The sequence below is a fragment of the Cohnella sp. GCM10027633 genome (genome assembly GCF_042675445.1).
Lineage (GTDB): Bacteria > Bacillota > Bacilli > Paenibacillales > Paenibacillaceae > Cohnella.
Map to the genome: position 1 here is coordinate 600,287 of NZ_JBHTGV010000002.1, position 17,188 is coordinate 617,474.

Sequence of the window (17,188 nt, forward strand, 5' to 3'; positions counted from 1 at the left end):
CGAATCGCATAGAGCCAAGGACGTCCTTCGCGGGACGTCCTTTTTGCCGCGCGGGACGGGAGGAAGATAGGAATGCACGGCTAAAGTTCAATAACGCCTCATTTTGGATTCGGGGCGGGTAGGATACGATATGGGCAGATTGCAGACTTGCGTACGGCAGCAGCGCGGGTATCGAAAGGAGAAGCTCGTTACGATGAGAAGATTCGTCGCCGGAATGGTCATTGTCGCAACCGTCGCCGTCATGATCGGTTGCGACCAAGATACGGTAGAGCCTCCGGTCGTCGGAGCCGAGGCGCATTCGTTCGACGCCCGCGCAGGCGCGATGTCGGTCGATTACGCGAGCTACTTGGCGAAGCACGATATCGTCTATAACAGTCCGAACGCGGAGCCGGGCGATGGGTTGCCCGTCGGAACGGGCAAGGTCGGAGCGATGGTATGGCACGAGCGCGGCTTGAAAATGCAAGTGACGAACGTCGACGGCTCGCCGCATACGCAGCTGTCGTCCGGGTTCGTGCAGCTCGCGACGGAGCCCGCGATGGATACGGAATACGAGTCGTTCCGGCAACGGCTGAACGTATACGACGGCACCGTGACGACGCAATACGGCGACGATCGGATCGTTACGGTGTTCGGGGACGCGACGAGCGAGCTGCTCGGCATCCACGTCGAGGATCGCCGCGCGAACGTCGACGCCATCGCGCTGGACATCGGCATCTGGGACACCGGAGAACTGGCGAACGACGGATGGAACAAGGACTTGCCCAACGTCGACAGCTGGAAGAAGGTCGGCACCGTCGTCAGTCCCGAGATGATCGCGCTAAGCCGCGGGCAGTCGGATCCCGATCGGTTCGGCTACACGCTCGCGGCTTCCGTGGAAGGAGCGGCTTACGAAGCCGAGAAGGTGAGCGCCTCCAAGCTGAGGCTTCATATCGCGCCGTCGCGGAGCTATACGGTGTGGATAGCGAATCCCGCGAGGCAGAACGCCTCGGGTAACGATTCCGTGGCCGAAGCGTCGCGTCTGATCGCCGAGGCGAAGCAGCGCGGCTACGCGTCCGTCATCGAGAAGAGCAAATCGTGGTGGCACGATTATTGGTCGCGATCGTTCGTCCAATTCTCGAACGCATCGGGGGACGCGGATTATCTGGAGAACGTCTATTACGTCTCCCAATACTTATTGGCGGGAGCTTCGCAAGGCAAGTTCCCTTACCAGTTCATGTCGGGAGCGTACCGGTGGGACGGCGATCGCGCCAAATGGGGCTGGGGCTACTGGAACTTCAATACGCGCGCAGTATACGATTCGGTGCTCGCCTCCAACCATGTCGAGCTGCTCGACCCGTATTTCAATATGTACTTCGGCGCGCTCGGGCGCCTGAAGGCGGATACGGACCGCTTCTACGGCACGGACGGCGCCAAGGTGCCGGAGACGATGAAGTGGGACGGGACCGGCAATAACGCGGGCGGGGAGTATACGGAACGGATTTTTTCCGCGGGGGCTGACGTTGCTGTCAAGATGTACGCGCGCTATCGCTATACGAACGACGGCGAGTTTCTGGCGAATACGGCGTATCCGTTCATGAAGGAAGTCGCGAAGTTCTATCAAGGCCAGCTAACGCTCGACCGGGGTCAATATGTGATTCCGTCTTCCAATTCCCGCGAGAATTATTGGAACGTAAAGAACGCGCTTCCCGATCTGGCGGCGATCCGGGCGTTGTTCCCGATGGCGATCGAGGCGAGCGAGAAGCTGGGCGCGGATGCGAACTTGCGCGCCGAGTGGCGGCGAATTCTGCAAGGACTCGCTCCGCTTCCGACGACGGGAGAAGGCGCGGACGAGCGGTACGCGGCTTGCGAATGCGAGGGCGCGACGAGCCATAACCTGGAGAATCCGGAGCTGGAGAACGTCTATTACGGCTTGACGGGCATCGGGTATCCCGATCAGCAGACGGCCATCAATACGTTCAGGGCGAAGCAGAACGGGCTGACGATCTGGTCGCAGGAGGCGGTTAACGCGGCCAGACTCGGGCTCGGGGACGCGGCGTACGATTATATGCGGAAAATGCAAGTCCGCAACCAACTTCACGCGAACGGGCTGTCCGACGACGGCAACGGGGTGTTCGAATCGAACGGGCTGCTCATGACCGCGATCAACGAATCGCTCCTTCAGAGCTATGACGGCGTCATTCGCGTATTCCCCGCCTTGCCGTCCGAGGAGACGTTCGCGGCGAAGTTCACGCTGCTCGCCAGCGGAGGATTCCTCGTCAGCTCCGAACGGGAAGCGGGACAGACGAAGTACGTCGGGATTAAAAGCCAGTACGGCGGGCGGGCAACGATCGTCAACCCGTGGCCGGGCGAAGACGTGCAAGTGAGGAAGGCGACGGAGGCTCGGATCTTGTTATCCGTCGAGGCGGCCTCGGCGGATCGATTCGGCTTCAATACGGAAGCGGGAGAGACGTACGTCATCGAGCGGAAGGCGAAGCCGCTCGGCAGCTATTCGTTCGCGACGCTGACCGGCGTTCCGAACGAGCGGATGAAGACGTTCCCGACCGCCGGGGGCACCGTGACCCGCGCGCTCGGGAAGGCGGGGACGGCGTCGGTCACCGTATATACCGAGGCGAACTTCGGCGGCGACGGCGCTTTGCTCGCTCCGGGAGGTTATACTCGCGACAAGCTGCTGGCGGCGGGCATTCCGGGCGGAAGCATCTCTTCGATCAAGGTGCCGCAAGGGATTAAGGTCGTCGCTTATCCGGCGGACAGCTACGCCGGGACGGCATGGACGCTGACGGACGACGCGGAGGACCTTGCCGAGAGCGGTAACGACGACGCGATCGTCTCCCTCATCATCGTAGGCGAGTAGCGGGAAGAAACTCCGTAAATTTTTCGACGAAACTCAAGAGGAAATTCTATGTCGCTTGCCATCTCCCGACTCTACTATTGGAATTAGACTGAGCGAATCCATAGGGAAGAGGCATGCGGATGAAGTTGAGTAAGCGTCTAGCGTTCGCGCGCGGTTGGTGCAATCATCGGTTCGTTCGGATCGGGAGCATCCAGACCAGATTGACGATCGTCTTCCTCGCGCTGCTCGTCGGCGCCGTCGCCGCGATCGGCGTCGCTTCGAACCTGAAAGCCTCGGGGGCGATACGCGACAAAGCGGAGCTGTATTCCCGGCAGGTCATGAACCAGACGAGCCGGAACATCGGCCTCGGACTCGAATCGATCCGCGGCATTATGGACGACGTGATCGCATCCGAGCAGATCCAGGCCGGATTGCCTGCATACGGCTCGGCTTCCTCGGCGGATAGGGCGGCGATCGAGGCCGAGATCAAGAAGCTGTTCTCGCGCAAGCAGTCGCTCATGCCGTACTTGACGAGCGCGAGCATCGCGGCGAAGGACGGGACGAGCTTCGGCAATTCGGCGAACTATCTGAACAAGGAACAGTACGACGGCATCGCGCAAGCTTCTCTCGGTTCTCCGGGAACCCATTATTCGTTGATCGACAGCCAGAGCGGGGAAACCTCCGTCGCCATCGACCGAACGATCAAGTCCGCGGAATCGGGCGAAGTGTGGGGCGTTCTCGTCTTCACGATCAAAGAAAGCCACCTGGCCGACATCTACCGGGACGTCGATCTCGGCAACGAGGCGGATATCGTGGTGATCGATCGGCTGGGAAGGGTCGTATCCAGCGCAGACCGCGAGCGGTTCGGCGTGAGATCCGCCATCGACGACGACGCGCTCGTCGGGCGCTTGGCTAACGGCGATGCGGGGGCGTTCTCTCATGCGTACGGGAGGACGGGCTTCCTGATCGCGTATTCCCCGATCGCGGGCACGAATTGGACGATCGCTTCGCTCATTCCGAACGCGTTCCTCGGCAAGGAGATCGCTTCCCTGAACCGGCTGACGTTCGGAATCGGACTGGCGTGCGTCTTGCTGTGCGCGGCTGCCGCGTACGTCATCTCGCTTAGCATCTCGGTACCTTCGAAGCGCATCGTCGCGCTCATGGCTGAGGCGAAGGCGGGCAACTTAGCGGTGGGCGCGGCGGACGGCGCGAAGGACGAAATCGGCGCGATCGCGCGGCATTTCGACGAGATGCTGCGCAACGTGCGAGGGCTGCTGCGGCAAGTCGAATCGGCCTCGCGCAATCTGGCGGCCCGCTCGACGTTGGTGGAAGCGTCGGCGGAGCAATCGCGGCATACCGCGTCGCAATACGTCGCGGTATGCCGGCAGATCGCGGTCGGCGCAGCGGCGCAGGCGATGGACGCCGGCGAAGGGGCGCGGTACATGGAGCTGCTCTCCGGACGAATCAACGCGGCGAGCGATGAGATCGGGCTCGCATCCGCGACGGTAGCCGATACGCGCGGAATGAGCGAGCAAGCGGGACGCGCGGTGAGCGCTCTGAACGAGCGGGCTCGGCTGGCGAACGGCGCGATGCAGGGCGTTATCGCGGACGCGGCGGACTTGAACGGCAGCATGAAGCAGGTGTCGTCCATCGTCGGCGTCATTATGGATATCGCGCAGCGGACGCACGTGCTCTCGATCAACGCGGCGATCGAAGCGGCGCGGGCGGGCGCCGCCGGCCGAGGGTTCGCGGTCGTGGCCGGCGAAGTCCGGCAACTGGCGGAGCAGGTTAAGGACGCGTCGCGCCAAGTCGGCGGCATCGTCCGCGAAGTCGGAAGCAAAGCGGATCGGATGGCGAAGATGGCGGACGACGCGGCGATCGCGCTGCGGGAGCAGCAGCGTGCGGTCGAGGATACCGACTCTACGTTCAGGGACATCTCGCTGAACATGGACGCGATCTCCGCCAGCATGACGTTGGTGGATGCGTCGGCGCGGGATATCGTCGCCGAGAAAGAGAAGACGGTCGCGATCATCCGGACGATCTCCGGCGTGGCGGAAGATACCGCTTCGACGATGGAAGAGATGTATGCCGGCACGGAGGAGCAATCGGCGAACGCCGAGGAGCTGTCCTCGCTCGCCAAGGCGCTCAGCCTGACGGCGGCGGAGCTGTCGGAGGCGATCTCGCGGTTCAACATCGAGTGAGGGAGCGGCGGGGACTCGAAAACGCGCAATAGCCCGGGGAAATCGGGTTGCTGCGCCGATAGTGGCTTCACGACGCGCAATAGCCCGGAAAACTCGGGTTACTGCGCCGATAGTGGCTCGACGGTGCGCAATAGCCCGGAAAACCCGGGTTACTGGACAAACATGGGCTCGGCGACGCGCAATAGCCTGGAAAACCCGGGTTACTGGACAAACATGGGCTCGACGGCGCGCAATAGCCCGGAAAACTCGGGTTACTGCGCCGATAGTGGCTCGACGACGCGCAATAGCCCGGAAAACTCGGGTTACTGGACAAACATGGGCTCGGCGACGCGCGATAGCCCGGAAAACTCGGGTTACTGGACAAACATGGTCTCGACGACGCGCAATAGCCCGGAAAACCCGGGTTACTGAACGGAAAGTGGCTCGGCGACGCGCAGTAGCCTGGAAAACTCGGGTTACTGAACAAACATGGGCTCCACGGCGCGCAATAGCCCGGAAAACCCGGGTTACTGAACGGAATGTGGCTCGGTGACACGCAATAGGCGGGAAAACTCTGGTTACTGAACAAACATGGGCTCGACGACGAGCAATAGCGCGACGGCATCGGGTTACTGCGCCGAGAGTAGCGCAGACGCACGCAATAGCGCACTGGTATCGAGAGTTACTCGCAAATCACCGCAAACCGAAAGGGACGAAGCCGCAGCTTCGTCCCTTTGTCGCACTTCTATCATCACGCTCATAGCACGCTTGCAACGAGCCCGCACGCAACCGCGTATGCGGTCCGTTCTACCCCCGCACGACCTCGAACGAAGCCTCGCAGGCGATGCGGTCGGAGCTCGGGCCGATCAGCACGCGGAACTCGCCCGGCTCGACGACCCACGTCAGCTCGCGGTTGAGCAGGCGCAGATCCTTCGCGTCCAGCGTGAAGTCGAGCGTCTTCGTCTCCCGCGGACGCAAGTGCACCCGCTTGAACCGTCGCAGCTCCATGTCCGGCTTGGCGACCGAGCTGACGACGTCGCTCACGTACAGCTGCACGACTTCGTCGCCGGCGCGGTCGCCGGTGTTCGTCACGTCGACGGAGACGGTTACCTGACCCGACGGAATCATCCTCTCCGCGCTCAACCGCGGCTCGCCATAGCCGAACGTCGTGTAGCTGAGCCCGTGGCCGAACGCGAACAGCGGACGGTTATCGCCTTCGACATAGTGGGTCGAACCGCCGCGCCTGCGGTTGTAATACACCGGTAGTTGCCCGACCGTGCGAGGGAACGAGATCGGCAGCCGGCCGGCCGGGTTGTACTCGCCGAACAGCACCTCGGCGATCGCGTGCCCGCCGTTCTCGCCGGGATACCACGCCTCCAGTATGGCCGGAATATGATCGGCCTCCCAGCCCATCGTAATCGGCCGGCCGTTCTGGAGCACGAGCACGATCGGCGTGCCCGTCTCGTACACCGCCTTCAGCAGTTTCAACTGCGCGCCAGGCAAGTCGAGACACGAGCGGTCGATCCCTTCGCCGCTCGTGCGGCGTGAGTCCCCGAGCGCCACGATGGCGACGTCGGACTGGCGGGCGATCGCGACCGCTTCCTGAATGCCTTCGGCATCGCGGCTCCAGCCCAGCATCGCGGATACGCCGTTCGCGTCCTTGCAATACTCGAGGCGAACATCGTACTCGCGCCCGGCCTTCAACGCCACCGGGACGCTCCTCGTCGCCGACCGTTCCTTGCCCCAGCAGTCGAGAATCAGCTCGCCGTCCAGCCACAACCGCATGCTGTCATGGCTCACCGTGCCGAGGAAGCCGGACACGTCGTGCTTCGGGGCGAGCTTTCCCGTCCATCGGACGGAGAAACCCATCGGCTCGAACGACGGATGCGGCTTCGTGATGACCCAGTTGAAGTCGATGGCCGGGTCGACGCGAACGAGCGCAGGCGCGTCCTCGAACGACGGGTTCGCGTAATACTCGCCGACTAGACCGGCGCTGCCTCGACCGTCCGTCAAGCAATCCGCCGGAATCGGCTCCAGCTCGTCTTCGAGAATGCCCGTGCCTTTGGCGAACAGCACCGTCGTCTGAGGCGACACGAGCTCGCAGATCCCCTGAAGCACCGTGACCGGCGCGAACCCCTCCACGTGCGGGGAGTAGTCGCCGAGCCTCGCGACGTCCGCGCTCGGTCCGATGACGGCGATGCGCGAGACGCGCTTCGACAACGGAAGCAGGTTGCCTTCGTTCCGAAGCAATACAATCGCTTCCCGCGCCGCTTGCAGCGCCGTCGCGCCGTGCTTCTCGCTGCGCACGACGGCCTTGTGCAATTCCGGATCGGTATAAGGCCGCTCGAACAGCCCGAGCATGAACTTCACCTTAAGCACGCGCCCGGCCGCGATGTCGAGCGTCGCCTCGCTGATCTCGCCGCGTTGGACCATCTCGACGATGGCATTCTGGTACGTCTCGTGAGGGAAATCGTAGTATTGCATATCTACGCCGGCCTCTAGCGCCTGACGAATCGCGTCCTTGTCGGTCGCCGCGGTACGGTGCGCGCGCTTCAGCCGAGCGATCGCGCCCAGATCGGACCGCACGAACCCCGGCATATCCCAATGGCCGCGCAGGATGTCCGTCAACAGGCTCGCGTCCGACGCGCAAGGCACGCCGTCGATCGAATTGTACGAGCACATCGCGTTAACCGCGCCGCCTTCGACGAACGCCGCTTCGAACACCGGCATGTAATACGTCTCGATCTCGTTCATGCCCAGCGAGCACGCGGAGTGGTTCAAGCCGCTCTCGGGCACGCCGTGCACCGCGAAATGCTTCGGCTCGGCGATAATGCTGTCCGGCGCGGCCAGGCTGTCGCCCTGGAGCCCGCGAACCATCGCCACGCCCATTCGCGAAGCGAGATGCGTATCCTCGCCGAAAGTCTCCTCGACGCGCCCCCAACGGGGTTCGCGGGCGAGATCGAGAACGGGCCCGAACGATTCGTGGATGCCGAGGCTTCTCGTCTCCGCCGCGATGCCGCGCCCGATTTCCCGGACGATGTCGGGGTTGAACGTAGAAGCCATCGCGATCATGTGCGGATAGATCGTGCAGCCGGGGCGGAGCAAGCCGTGCAGCGCTTCCTCGCTGAACAGGATCGGGATGCCGAGCCGCGTCTGCTCGACCGCGTACCGCTGCAGCTGGTTGTTCACCTTGGTCGTGCCGTATAGGTCGTGAATGCAGCCGATGCCGTCTTCGCCGATGATCTCCATCACTTTATCCCATTGCACCTTCGCGTCGCCCGCCATGACGGTGTCCATATGCGGATGAGCGGCGCTCATGAACGCCGTTCCGAAGTATTGGTCGAGCTGGCGCGCCTTTTCCTTCGTCGTCATTCGTTCCAATAGGTCCGCGACGCGTTCGTCGACCGAAGCGCGAGGATTGCGATATATTGTCTCTTTTTGCGTTCCTATCATCAGGGCACCTCCCGCTGCGATCGATGATCGCGCTTGCAATACTTTGAATATAAAGAAAAACCCCGGACAATTCTTGTCAGGGGTTACGAATGAGTTGTCATTATTTGCTGTTCTTCCTTCTCGCCTTCGTCGGCGGCTCGCCGTTCACGCGCTTGAACACCCGGTTGAACGTCTCGATGCTATTGAAGCCGGCCCGGTAGGCGATATCGGTAACCGAGAGCTCGCCGTCCGCCAGCAGGCTCATGGCGACGTTCGCCCTGTACGTGTTCACGTAATCGACGAAGCTGCTGCCGGTCGCCTCCTTGAAGAAGCGGGAGAAGTACGTCGGGCTGAAGCCCGCGATGGCCGCGGCGCTCAACAGCGTAATATCGCTGCTATATTCGTTCTCGATGTACTTGAGCACCTTGTCGAGCCTCTCCAGTTGCTCGAGACGCTTCGTGCGCTCCTGCAGGGGCACCGCCTCAAGCGGCATATGCCGGACGATCGCGGCGGCCAGATCGTTCATTCTCGCCTTGATCGCGAGCTCGTGGCCGTTGTCGCCGGACTCCCATTCGCGCAGAATGCCGGCAATCGGACCCTCCAGCTCGCGATACAGCGATAGCATGCCGGCGTCCGTATCGGCGGAACGAAGGAACGGATGGGCGAATTTATGGCTGAACACGTGGTCCGCGTAGACGTCGAACACCGGCTTGCCGAGCTGGAGGATGATTTTGCGGCAGCCGAGCGGGTTCGGGTAGTAGTGGTGCAGCTCGCACGAGCTGATCAGGAGCAGATCGCCGGCATGCAGCGCGTACGTATCCTTGCCTACGCCGATCTGCATGTCGCCATCCAGCACGCGGACGATTTCGATCTCTTGGTGCCAATGCGTCGGGAACCCGTTCTCCTCCGCGCTGACGATGATTTTGAGCGGCTGATTCGTCTTTAACAAGATTTTCTCGTGCCAGGGATTCATAGGCTCGTTCTCCCGGATTGACGACGTTAGCGTAAGTGTAGCGCAATCGGCGGTGGACAACAATGGCCGCCTTGTAGATAATAGGGTGTAAAATCACGCTTCGGAAGGACGAGGTCGCAATGGCAACGTTAAAGCTCGGCCGATACCCGCTGGCGGTGCTGCTCCTGATCGGATGCATGCTGCTGGCCTCCTGCGAACGAGGGACAAAAGAAGCGGCGCCTAGCGACGCGCCGAGCTACTCGCTGCCCGAAGACGAAGTGACGCTGACGTTCTACATGCTCGGGGACAAGAAGTCCGCCACCGACAAAGTATGGGCGAAAGTGAGCGACTACGTGAAGGGCAAGGGACTGAACGTCCGGTTCTCGGTGAAGTTCATTCCGGTGAACGACTTCAAGAAGGAAATGCTCGTGCTCGCGGCCAGCGGCAGCAAGTGGGACATGAACTTCGACGCGGATTGGCAATCGTATCGGGAGATGGCGGCGAACGGGGCGTACATGTCGCTGAACGAGCTGCTGCCGACCTACGCGCCGAATTTATACGAGAAGTACAAAGCGTTGAAGGTGCTGCAGGCGACGGAAGTGAACGGCAATATCACCGCGCTCCCTTGGACGATCCAGATGAACCAGCGCCCTTACGCGCAATGGCGGTCGGATCTGACGAAGAAGGCCGGCATCGACCCGACTCCGGATTCCATCCGGACGATCGAGGACCTCGACGTCTTCCTCCACGTGCTCAAGAAAGCGTTTCCGAACGCGAAGCTGACAAGATCGCTGCCCCGGGACGTCTACATGCTGCGCGACGAGTGGGTCGACATCGGCTTCCACGGCATGGGCTTCTACTTGAACGACCCGAACGTCACCATCCTGCCCGTCGAGCAGCAGCCCTTCTTCCTGGAGTCCGCCCGCATGGCGAGAAAATGGTTCGCGGACGGCATCCTGAACAAAGACACCGGCATCGATACCGCGGACGGAGCGACGTTATGGAAGCAGGGCAACATGGTGTTCACGCTGCAATCCCACGAATGGGTCAGCGCGAACCAGGGCTTCATCGATCCGTCGTTCGAACAGGAGAGCTCGCTGCTCTATCCGGATAAGAGGTACGTCAACCGCAGCCCGGTGGCGAACGTCGTCGCGATCAATCGCAATTCGGAGCATCCGGACCGCGTGCTGCGGTTCCTCGACATGCTGGAGACGGACCGCGTCCTGTACGATCTCGTTCAGTACGGCATCGAGGGAGAGACTTACGTCCTGCGGGGCGACGGTTCCGTCGATTATCCGAAGGGCATGGGCACGCCGACGAGCAATTACATGGAGTGGGGCGGGCAGTGGGGACTGTGGCGCCTGCAGTTCATGCGGCCGACGCCGACGTACGGCGAAGGGTTCTGGGACAGGGAACGGGAATTCGCGATCCAGTCCCGCAACGTCGACTCGCCGATCTCGGGCTTGTTCATCTCCGAAGACAATATCCGGGCCGAGCTGCTGAAGCGCGACGAGCTGATTAACCAGTACGGCGGACCGCTTGAGCTCGGCACGGCGGCGGGCACGGAACAAGCGGTCGAGGACTACGTACGGATGCAGGATAACGACGGATTGAAGCGGATTTTGGCGGAAGCGCAGAGTCAAGTCGACGCGTATTTGGAGCATTACCGGAAGGAATAGAAGAACATTAGAAGATCGTATGCAAACACGGAAAAACCGTCCATTTCGGGCGGTTTTTTCTATTCTTTCGGCGCTTGTCGAAGAGGCTAATTTTAGACTGTAAAAGCCAACTTTCACTCCTACTTGCCCGGAAGCCATTACGGTAACATGGGTTTCAAGCTGGCAGAACAGATTTTACGAGAGGTGAGTATGGGTGGGAAGCATTACATTCAACCACGTGTTCAAACAATACAAAGGGGAATCGCGCCCGGCCGTTAACGACTTCCACCTGACGATCGAGGAAGGGGAATTCCTCGTGCTGGTAGGACCGTCCGGATGCGGCAAGTCGACGACGCTGCGCATGCTGGCGGGATTGGAAGAAATCTCGAGCGGCGATTTGTACCTCGACGGCAAATTCATTAACTATACATCGCCTAAAGACCGAGATATCGCGATGGTGTTCCAGAACTACGCGCTCTATCCGAACCTGACGGTGTACGAGAATATCGCGCTCGGACTGAAGCTTCGCAAGACGCCGAAATACGACATCGAGCTTCGCGTCAACCGGGTCGCCAAGATTCTGGAGATCTCCCATCTGCTCGACCGGAAGCCGAATCAACTGTCCGGCGGCCAGAAGCAGCGGGTCGCGCTCGGCCGCGCGATCGCCCGCGAGCCTGCCGTGTTCCTCATGGACGAACCGCTGTCCAACTTGGACGCGAAGCTGCGGGCGCAGACGCGCGCCGAGCTGATCAAGATCCAGGCCGATCTGAAGACGACGACGGTATACGTCACCCATGACCAGGTCGAAGCGATGACGATGGGCTCGCGGATCGTCGTCATGAAGGACGGCGTCATCCAGCAGGTCGCGGCGCCGAAGCAGTTGTACGACCATCCGGCGAACCAGTTCGTGGCCGGGTTCATCGGCTCCCCGCCGATGAACTTCATTCCGGGAAGCCTGACGTTGGAAGACGGACGCTATTACTTCTCCAACAAGCGGATGAAGTTGCTCGTGCCGCGCGAGCACGACCGGAACATCGAACGAATGAACAGGGCGGTGCGCAACGTCGTGCTCGGCGTCCGGCCGGAGCATGTCGTCATGAAATCGGACATTCCGCATGACGAGGGCGACGATTACGTCCAGGCGGTCGTGCAATTCTCCGAAGTGACCGGCGCGGACAGCTACGTCTATATGACGGTCGGCGATCACAAGATCATCGCGCGTACCGATCCGGGCATCACGTACCGTAACGAGGATAAACCCGCAATCGCTTTCCATATGGGCCGTATCCACTTCTTCGACGAGAACACGGGCATATCGTTGGCGGTCGGGGGAGATGAAGGATGAGCGGCAAGAAGAGAGGGATTCGCATCGCCGTCCGGCTCGCGCTGATCGCGATCGTGGCGGTCGGAGGCTACCGCTGGGCATACGGCGGAGAACCGGTCACCTATGCCCAATCGCTCACCGCGGCGGACATGTTCGCGTACGAGGATGCGAACCCGATACTCCCTTACGCGAAGCTGATGTCGGAGAGCGGGGCGGATGCCGGCGAGGCGGCGGGCGGTTCGCCGATCGCGCTGAACGCGGTCGAATACACCGGCGCTTCGCCTGACGCGAAGCTGACCCCGGTTAGCGACGCGGACGGCGCTTCGCTGGAATGGCGGAACGACTTCGGCTGGGTCGAATGGACGTTCGACGCGCCGAATGCGGGCTGGTACGAGCTGTACCTCGACTACAAGCCCTTGCCCGGCGGCAATAGCGCGATCAACCGGGGCATTCAGATCGATGGCAAGTATCCGTTCCTCGAGTCGCAGAACGTCGACTTCGAACGTCTGTGGAAGGACGCGAAATATCCTTACGACCGCAACGAGATCGGGCAGCAGCTGCACTCGGAGCAAGTCGAGATCGTCCGATGGACGAATAAGCCGGTTACCGACTTCAACGTATCGTCGGAGCCGTTGCTGTACCGTCTTGAGCAAGGGAAGCACACGGTAAGGCTGATCGGCAACAAAGATTCGGTGGCGATTCGAGCTTTGACGTTCAAGCCGAAGCAGGCGCCGATGACTTACGCCGAGTACACGGCGGCGCATCCGGCGTTCGCGCAGAAGCCGGAATGGCACGCATCGGTCGAAGCGGAGAACTTCCAAGTCAAATCAAGCTTGATGATTCAGACGGAGCATTGGTCCGAACCGTACGTGTCGCCTGCCCCGAACGGCCGCATTACGTACAATACGCTCGGCGGCGGCAGATGGCGCAACCCGGGCGAGTGGGTCGAATGGAAGCTGACCGTGCCGGAGGACGGCTGGTACGAGATCGACTTGAAGGCTTTCCAGAACTACCGCAACGGGTTCAAGGCTTACCGGACGATCGAGATCGACGGCGCGGTGCCGTTCCGGGAAATGCTGCACTACGCCTTGGATTTCAACAGGGAATTTACGATCGAAAACATTCGGGATCGCGAGGATCAACCGTTCCGTTTCTATTTGACGAAGGGCGATCACTCGCTCAAGATGACCGCGGACTCCTCCGAGCTGCAGCCGATTACGCTCGCGCTCCGGGACATCCTGCAGCAACTGGCGGATTACGACCGGCAGGTACGGCTTCTGACGGGCAACTATAGCGTCAAATCCTACGACGCGAACACGGACACGACGAGAACGTGGGACATGAAGAAGTACGATCCGCAAGTCGAAGCGAAGCTGGACGGCTTCATCAAGCGCCTGTCCGACATACGGGACTATCTTAACGGCGTCAACGGAATCGACTCGGACTTGGCGGAAGGCATCATGAATTCCATCGATATCGTCCAAAAGCTTCGCAACGACGTCGACGAGATACCGAATAAGCTCGATAATTTCGCGACGATTCAGGGCAATATCGGCACATGGATGACGACGCTGACGCAGCAGTCGCTGCTGCTAGACTTCATTACCGTACGCACGCCGGGAACCGATCCGGGATTCAAGGAGCCGACGGTATTGTCCCGCGTGCCTTACGCGATCACCGACTTCGCGCGGTCCTTCTACTTGGACTACGACGTCAAGGCGCGCAAGGGAGATACGCTGACGATCTGGGTACAGCGCGGACGCGATTACGCCGAGCTGCTGCGCGAAATGGTCGAACAGGATTTCACGCCTAAGACGGGCATCGACGTCACGATCAGCCTCATGCCGAACCCGAACCAGCTCGTGCTCGGCAACGCGGCGGGCGAAGTGCCGGACGTCGCGCTCGGCATCGGCGAAGCGACGCCCGTCGACTACGCGATGCGCGGCGCGGTCGAGGATTTGTCGACGTATCCGGGCTTTGACGAGGTGAATAACCGGTTCATTCCGGGCGTATCCAGGTCATTGGCCTACGACGGCGGCGTATACGGACTGCCGGAAATCGAGAACTTCCAGATGCTGTTCTATCGGACGGACATCTTCGAGAGCTTGAATCTGGAACCTCCGGAAACGTGGGAAGACTTGTTCGACATCCTGCCCACGCTGCAAGAGAACGGCATGACGATGAATTATCCGAAGGCGGACTTCGCGACGATGTTCTTCCAGAACGGCGCCGAGATCTATTCGGAGGACGGTTTGACGAGCACGCTGACGACGGATGAAGGAATGGCGGCCTTCAAGCGATGGACCGACCTGTACGCCAAGTTCAATCTTCCAATCGACATTCCGGCGTTCTTCCAGCACTTCCGCGACGGCGATATTCCGATCGGGATCGCGGATTTCAATACCTACGTGCAACTGCTCGTAGCGGCTCCGGAAATAACGGGACATTGGAGAATGTTGCCCATTCCCGGCATCGAGCAACCGGACGGTCAAATCGCCAGATGGTCGCCGCAGAGCATATCGGCCGGCATGATCATGAAGAAGAGCGATCGCAAAGACGACGCGTGGAAGTTCCTGCAGTGGTGGACGTCCGATGAAGTGCAGGCGCAGTATGCCAGAGACATCGAGTCGTTCTTCGGTCCGGAATTCCGATGGAATACGGCGAACGTCAACGCGATGAAGACGCTGCCTTGGACGAACGAAGACGTAACGGCGCTTCGCGAGCAGGCAAGATGGGCGAAGAACATGCCTTACGTTCCTGGTTACTACTACGTTACCCGCGAAATGGAGTTCGCTTGGAACCGTACCGTATTCGACCGCATGCCCGCGGAGGAGTCGCTGGAGAAGGCGCAAACGTCCATCCAGAGGGAAATGAACCGCAGGCAGGAAGACTTCGGAATCGGTAACGGCGACGATCTGGGCATTCCGCAAATTACGAAACCTTACGAATGGGAGGAACCTCAATGACGAATACGGAGCTTTCTCCCGGATTGCCCAAAGTCGGACGTCAGTCCGGCATTGGGTTGAAGTTGGCGCGATTTTTCCGAGAAATCAAGCGCGATACGTTCTGTTATTTGTTCCTCGCGCCTTTCTTGATCTGCTTCATGATCTTCATCGTCATCCCGGTCTTCATGGCCGCGACGCTCGGCTTTACTTCGTTCGACGGCTTCAGCTCGCTCCGGTTCATCGGATTCGATAACTATCTGATGCTCTTCACGCAGGACATCGTCTTCCTGACGAAGGCGCTGCCGAATACGTTCAAGTTCGCGCTCATCGTCGGCCCGGGCGGATATATACTGGCATTCTTGTTCGCCTGGCTCATCCATCAGCTGCCGATCAAGATTCGCGATTATTATACGCTAGCGTTCTACGCGCCTTCCATGGCGGGCGCGGTCGCCTTGTCCGTCGTGTGGATCGCGGCATTCAGCGGCGACCGCGTCGGCTACGTCAACGCGTTCCTGCTGAAGTTCGGCCTCATCGACAATCCGATCATTTGGCTGCAGCAGCCGGAATATTTGATGAAGGTCATGATTCTCGTCTCGCTCTGGATCAGCTTCAGCGTCGGCTTCCTCGCGATGCTCGCCGGCTTGCAGACCGTTAACCGCGAGCTGTACGAAGCCGGCCGCATCGACGGCGTGTCCAACCGCCTGCAAGAAGTGTTCTATATTACGCTTCCGTCCATGAAGCCGCAGATGTTGTTCAGCGCCGTCATGACGATCGTTACGACGCTGAAGGCGGGCAGCATCTCTACCCAGCTCACCGGCTTGCCGGTAACGCCGCAGTATGCGGGTCACCTGGTCATCAACCATATCGACGATTACGCCTTTATCCGCTTCGAGCTCGGTTATGCGTCGGCGATATCCGTCATGCTGCTGCTCGTCAGCTACTTCGCGATGAGGTTCGCCTATCGGCTGTTCGGATCGAAGGAGGAGCTGTAAAACGATGATTTCGAACATTAAGCGCAAGCTTCGCAAAATAACGGCGTTTCAAGTCATATTGGTTACGCTCTTCACCGGTCTTGCGGCCTTCATGGCGTTGCCGATTATCTTCATTCTGAACCACGCGTTCAAGCCGCAGAACGAGCTCTTCCTGTTCCCGCCGCGGTTCTGGGTGCAGAACCCGTCGGGGCGCAACTTCGAGCTGTTGTTCCTTCACGCGAACAACTCGACGGTGCCGTTCACGCGGTATTTGTTCAACAGCATTCTGATCGCCGGATTGACGCTCGTCAGCGTGATCGTCATCAGTACGATGGCCGCGTACGTGCTGGCGAAATTCAGCTTTCACTTCAAGGGACTCATCTTGTCGCTGATTACGCTATCCCTGATGTTCGCGCCGGAAACGGTCAGCATTCCGAGATACTTGATCATCAGCGGTTTGCACATCAACGATACGTACTTCGGGCACATCCTGCCGGCGCTTGCGTCGCCTCTGGCGGTGTTCATGCTCATCGGCTTCATCTCCCAAATTCCGAACGAGCTGCTGGAGGCGGCGAAGATCGACGGCGCCAGCCAGTTCGGAATATTCAGGCGAATGGTGCTGCCGTTATCGGTACCCGCGATCGCGACGATCTCTATCTTCACGTTCCAAGGCGTGTGGGGGGACGTGGAGACGTCGACCTTGTTCATGCAGGAAGAAACGATGCGTACGCTCGCGTTCTACGTTAACACCTTGGTGACCGGACTTCAGAACAACGTAGCGGGTCAGAATATCGCGGCGGCGGCCGGACTTCTGATGTTCATCCCGAACTTGATCATCTTCCTGTTGTTCCAACGGCGCGTGCTCGAGACGATGGTCCATTCCGGAATCAAGTAAT

10 protein-coding genes are annotated in these 17,188 nt (G+C 60.3%); 8 read left to right on the forward strand and 2 right to left on the reverse strand.

Annotated elements, in window-relative coordinates; translation table 11 throughout:
- Positions 1–193 precede the first annotated feature (193 nt).
- The 3 genes from ACFQZG_RS06990 to ACFQZG_RS07000 all read left to right on the forward strand — a co-directional run bounded on the left by ACFQZG_RS06990 (position 194) and on the right by ACFQZG_RS07000 (position 5,442).
- Positions 194–2,851, forward strand: a complete 2,658-nt coding sequence (locus ACFQZG_RS06990; protein WP_378150843.1) for a glycosyl hydrolase family 95 catalytic domain-containing protein — start codon at positions 194–196, stop codon at positions 2,849–2,851.
- A gap of 119 nt (positions 2,852–2,970) precedes the next feature.
- Positions 2,971–5,031, forward strand: coding sequence for a methyl-accepting chemotaxis protein (locus ACFQZG_RS06995; RefSeq protein ID WP_378150844.1), 2,061 nt, complete (start codon positions 2,971–2,973; stop codon positions 5,029–5,031).
- Between the two features lie 162 nt (positions 5,032–5,193).
- Entirely contained in the window at positions 5,194–5,442 is a 249-nt protein-coding gene (locus tag ACFQZG_RS07000; protein ID WP_378150845.1) for a hypothetical protein, read from the forward strand.
- A gap of 375 nt (positions 5,443–5,817) precedes the next feature.
- Here the strand turns inward: ACFQZG_RS07000 and ACFQZG_RS07005 are convergent, their stop codons facing one another.
- Positions 5,818–8,463, reverse strand: coding sequence for a glycoside hydrolase family 3 N-terminal domain-containing protein (locus ACFQZG_RS07005; protein ID WP_378150846.1), 2,646 nt, complete (start codon positions 8,461–8,463; stop codon positions 5,818–5,820).
- Between the two features lie 100 nt (positions 8,464–8,563).
- Positions 8,564–9,415, reverse strand: a complete 852-nt coding sequence (locus ACFQZG_RS07010; protein ID WP_378150847.1) for a helix-turn-helix domain-containing protein — start codon at positions 9,413–9,415, stop codon at positions 8,564–8,566.
- A gap of 119 nt (positions 9,416–9,534) precedes the next feature.
- Between ACFQZG_RS07010 and ACFQZG_RS07015 the strand changes: the two genes are divergently transcribed.
- The 5 genes from ACFQZG_RS07015 (at position 9,535) to ACFQZG_RS07035 (ending at position 17,187) form a co-directional block, all read left to right on the forward strand.
- Positions 9,535–11,073, forward strand: a complete 1,539-nt coding sequence (locus ACFQZG_RS07015; RefSeq protein ID WP_378150848.1) for an extracellular solute-binding protein — start codon at positions 9,535–9,537, stop codon at positions 11,071–11,073.
- Positions 11,074–11,266: 193 nt separating this feature from the next.
- Complete coding sequence (locus tag ACFQZG_RS07020; protein ID WP_378150849.1) at positions 11,267–12,397, forward strand: ABC transporter ATP-binding protein; 1,131 nt, start codon at positions 11,267–11,269, stop codon at positions 12,395–12,397.
- Positions 12,394–15,342, forward strand: coding sequence for an extracellular solute-binding protein (locus ACFQZG_RS07025; protein ID WP_378150850.1), 2,949 nt, complete (start codon positions 12,394–12,396; stop codon positions 15,340–15,342). Before ACFQZG_RS07020 ends, ACFQZG_RS07025 begins: the two co-directional genes overlap by 4 nt.
- Positions 15,339–16,313 carry a carbohydrate ABC transporter permease gene (locus ACFQZG_RS07030; protein ID WP_378150851.1) on the forward strand — a complete coding sequence of 325 codons (975 nt, stop codon included), beginning with the start codon at positions 15,339–15,341 and terminating at the stop codon, positions 16,311–16,313. Before ACFQZG_RS07025 ends, ACFQZG_RS07030 begins: the two co-directional genes overlap by 4 nt.
- A 4-nt stretch (positions 16,314–16,317) precedes the next feature.
- Positions 16,318–17,187, forward strand: coding sequence for a carbohydrate ABC transporter permease (locus tag ACFQZG_RS07035; RefSeq protein WP_378150852.1), 870 nt, complete (start codon positions 16,318–16,320; stop codon positions 17,185–17,187).
- Position 17,188: the final 1 nt, after the last annotated feature.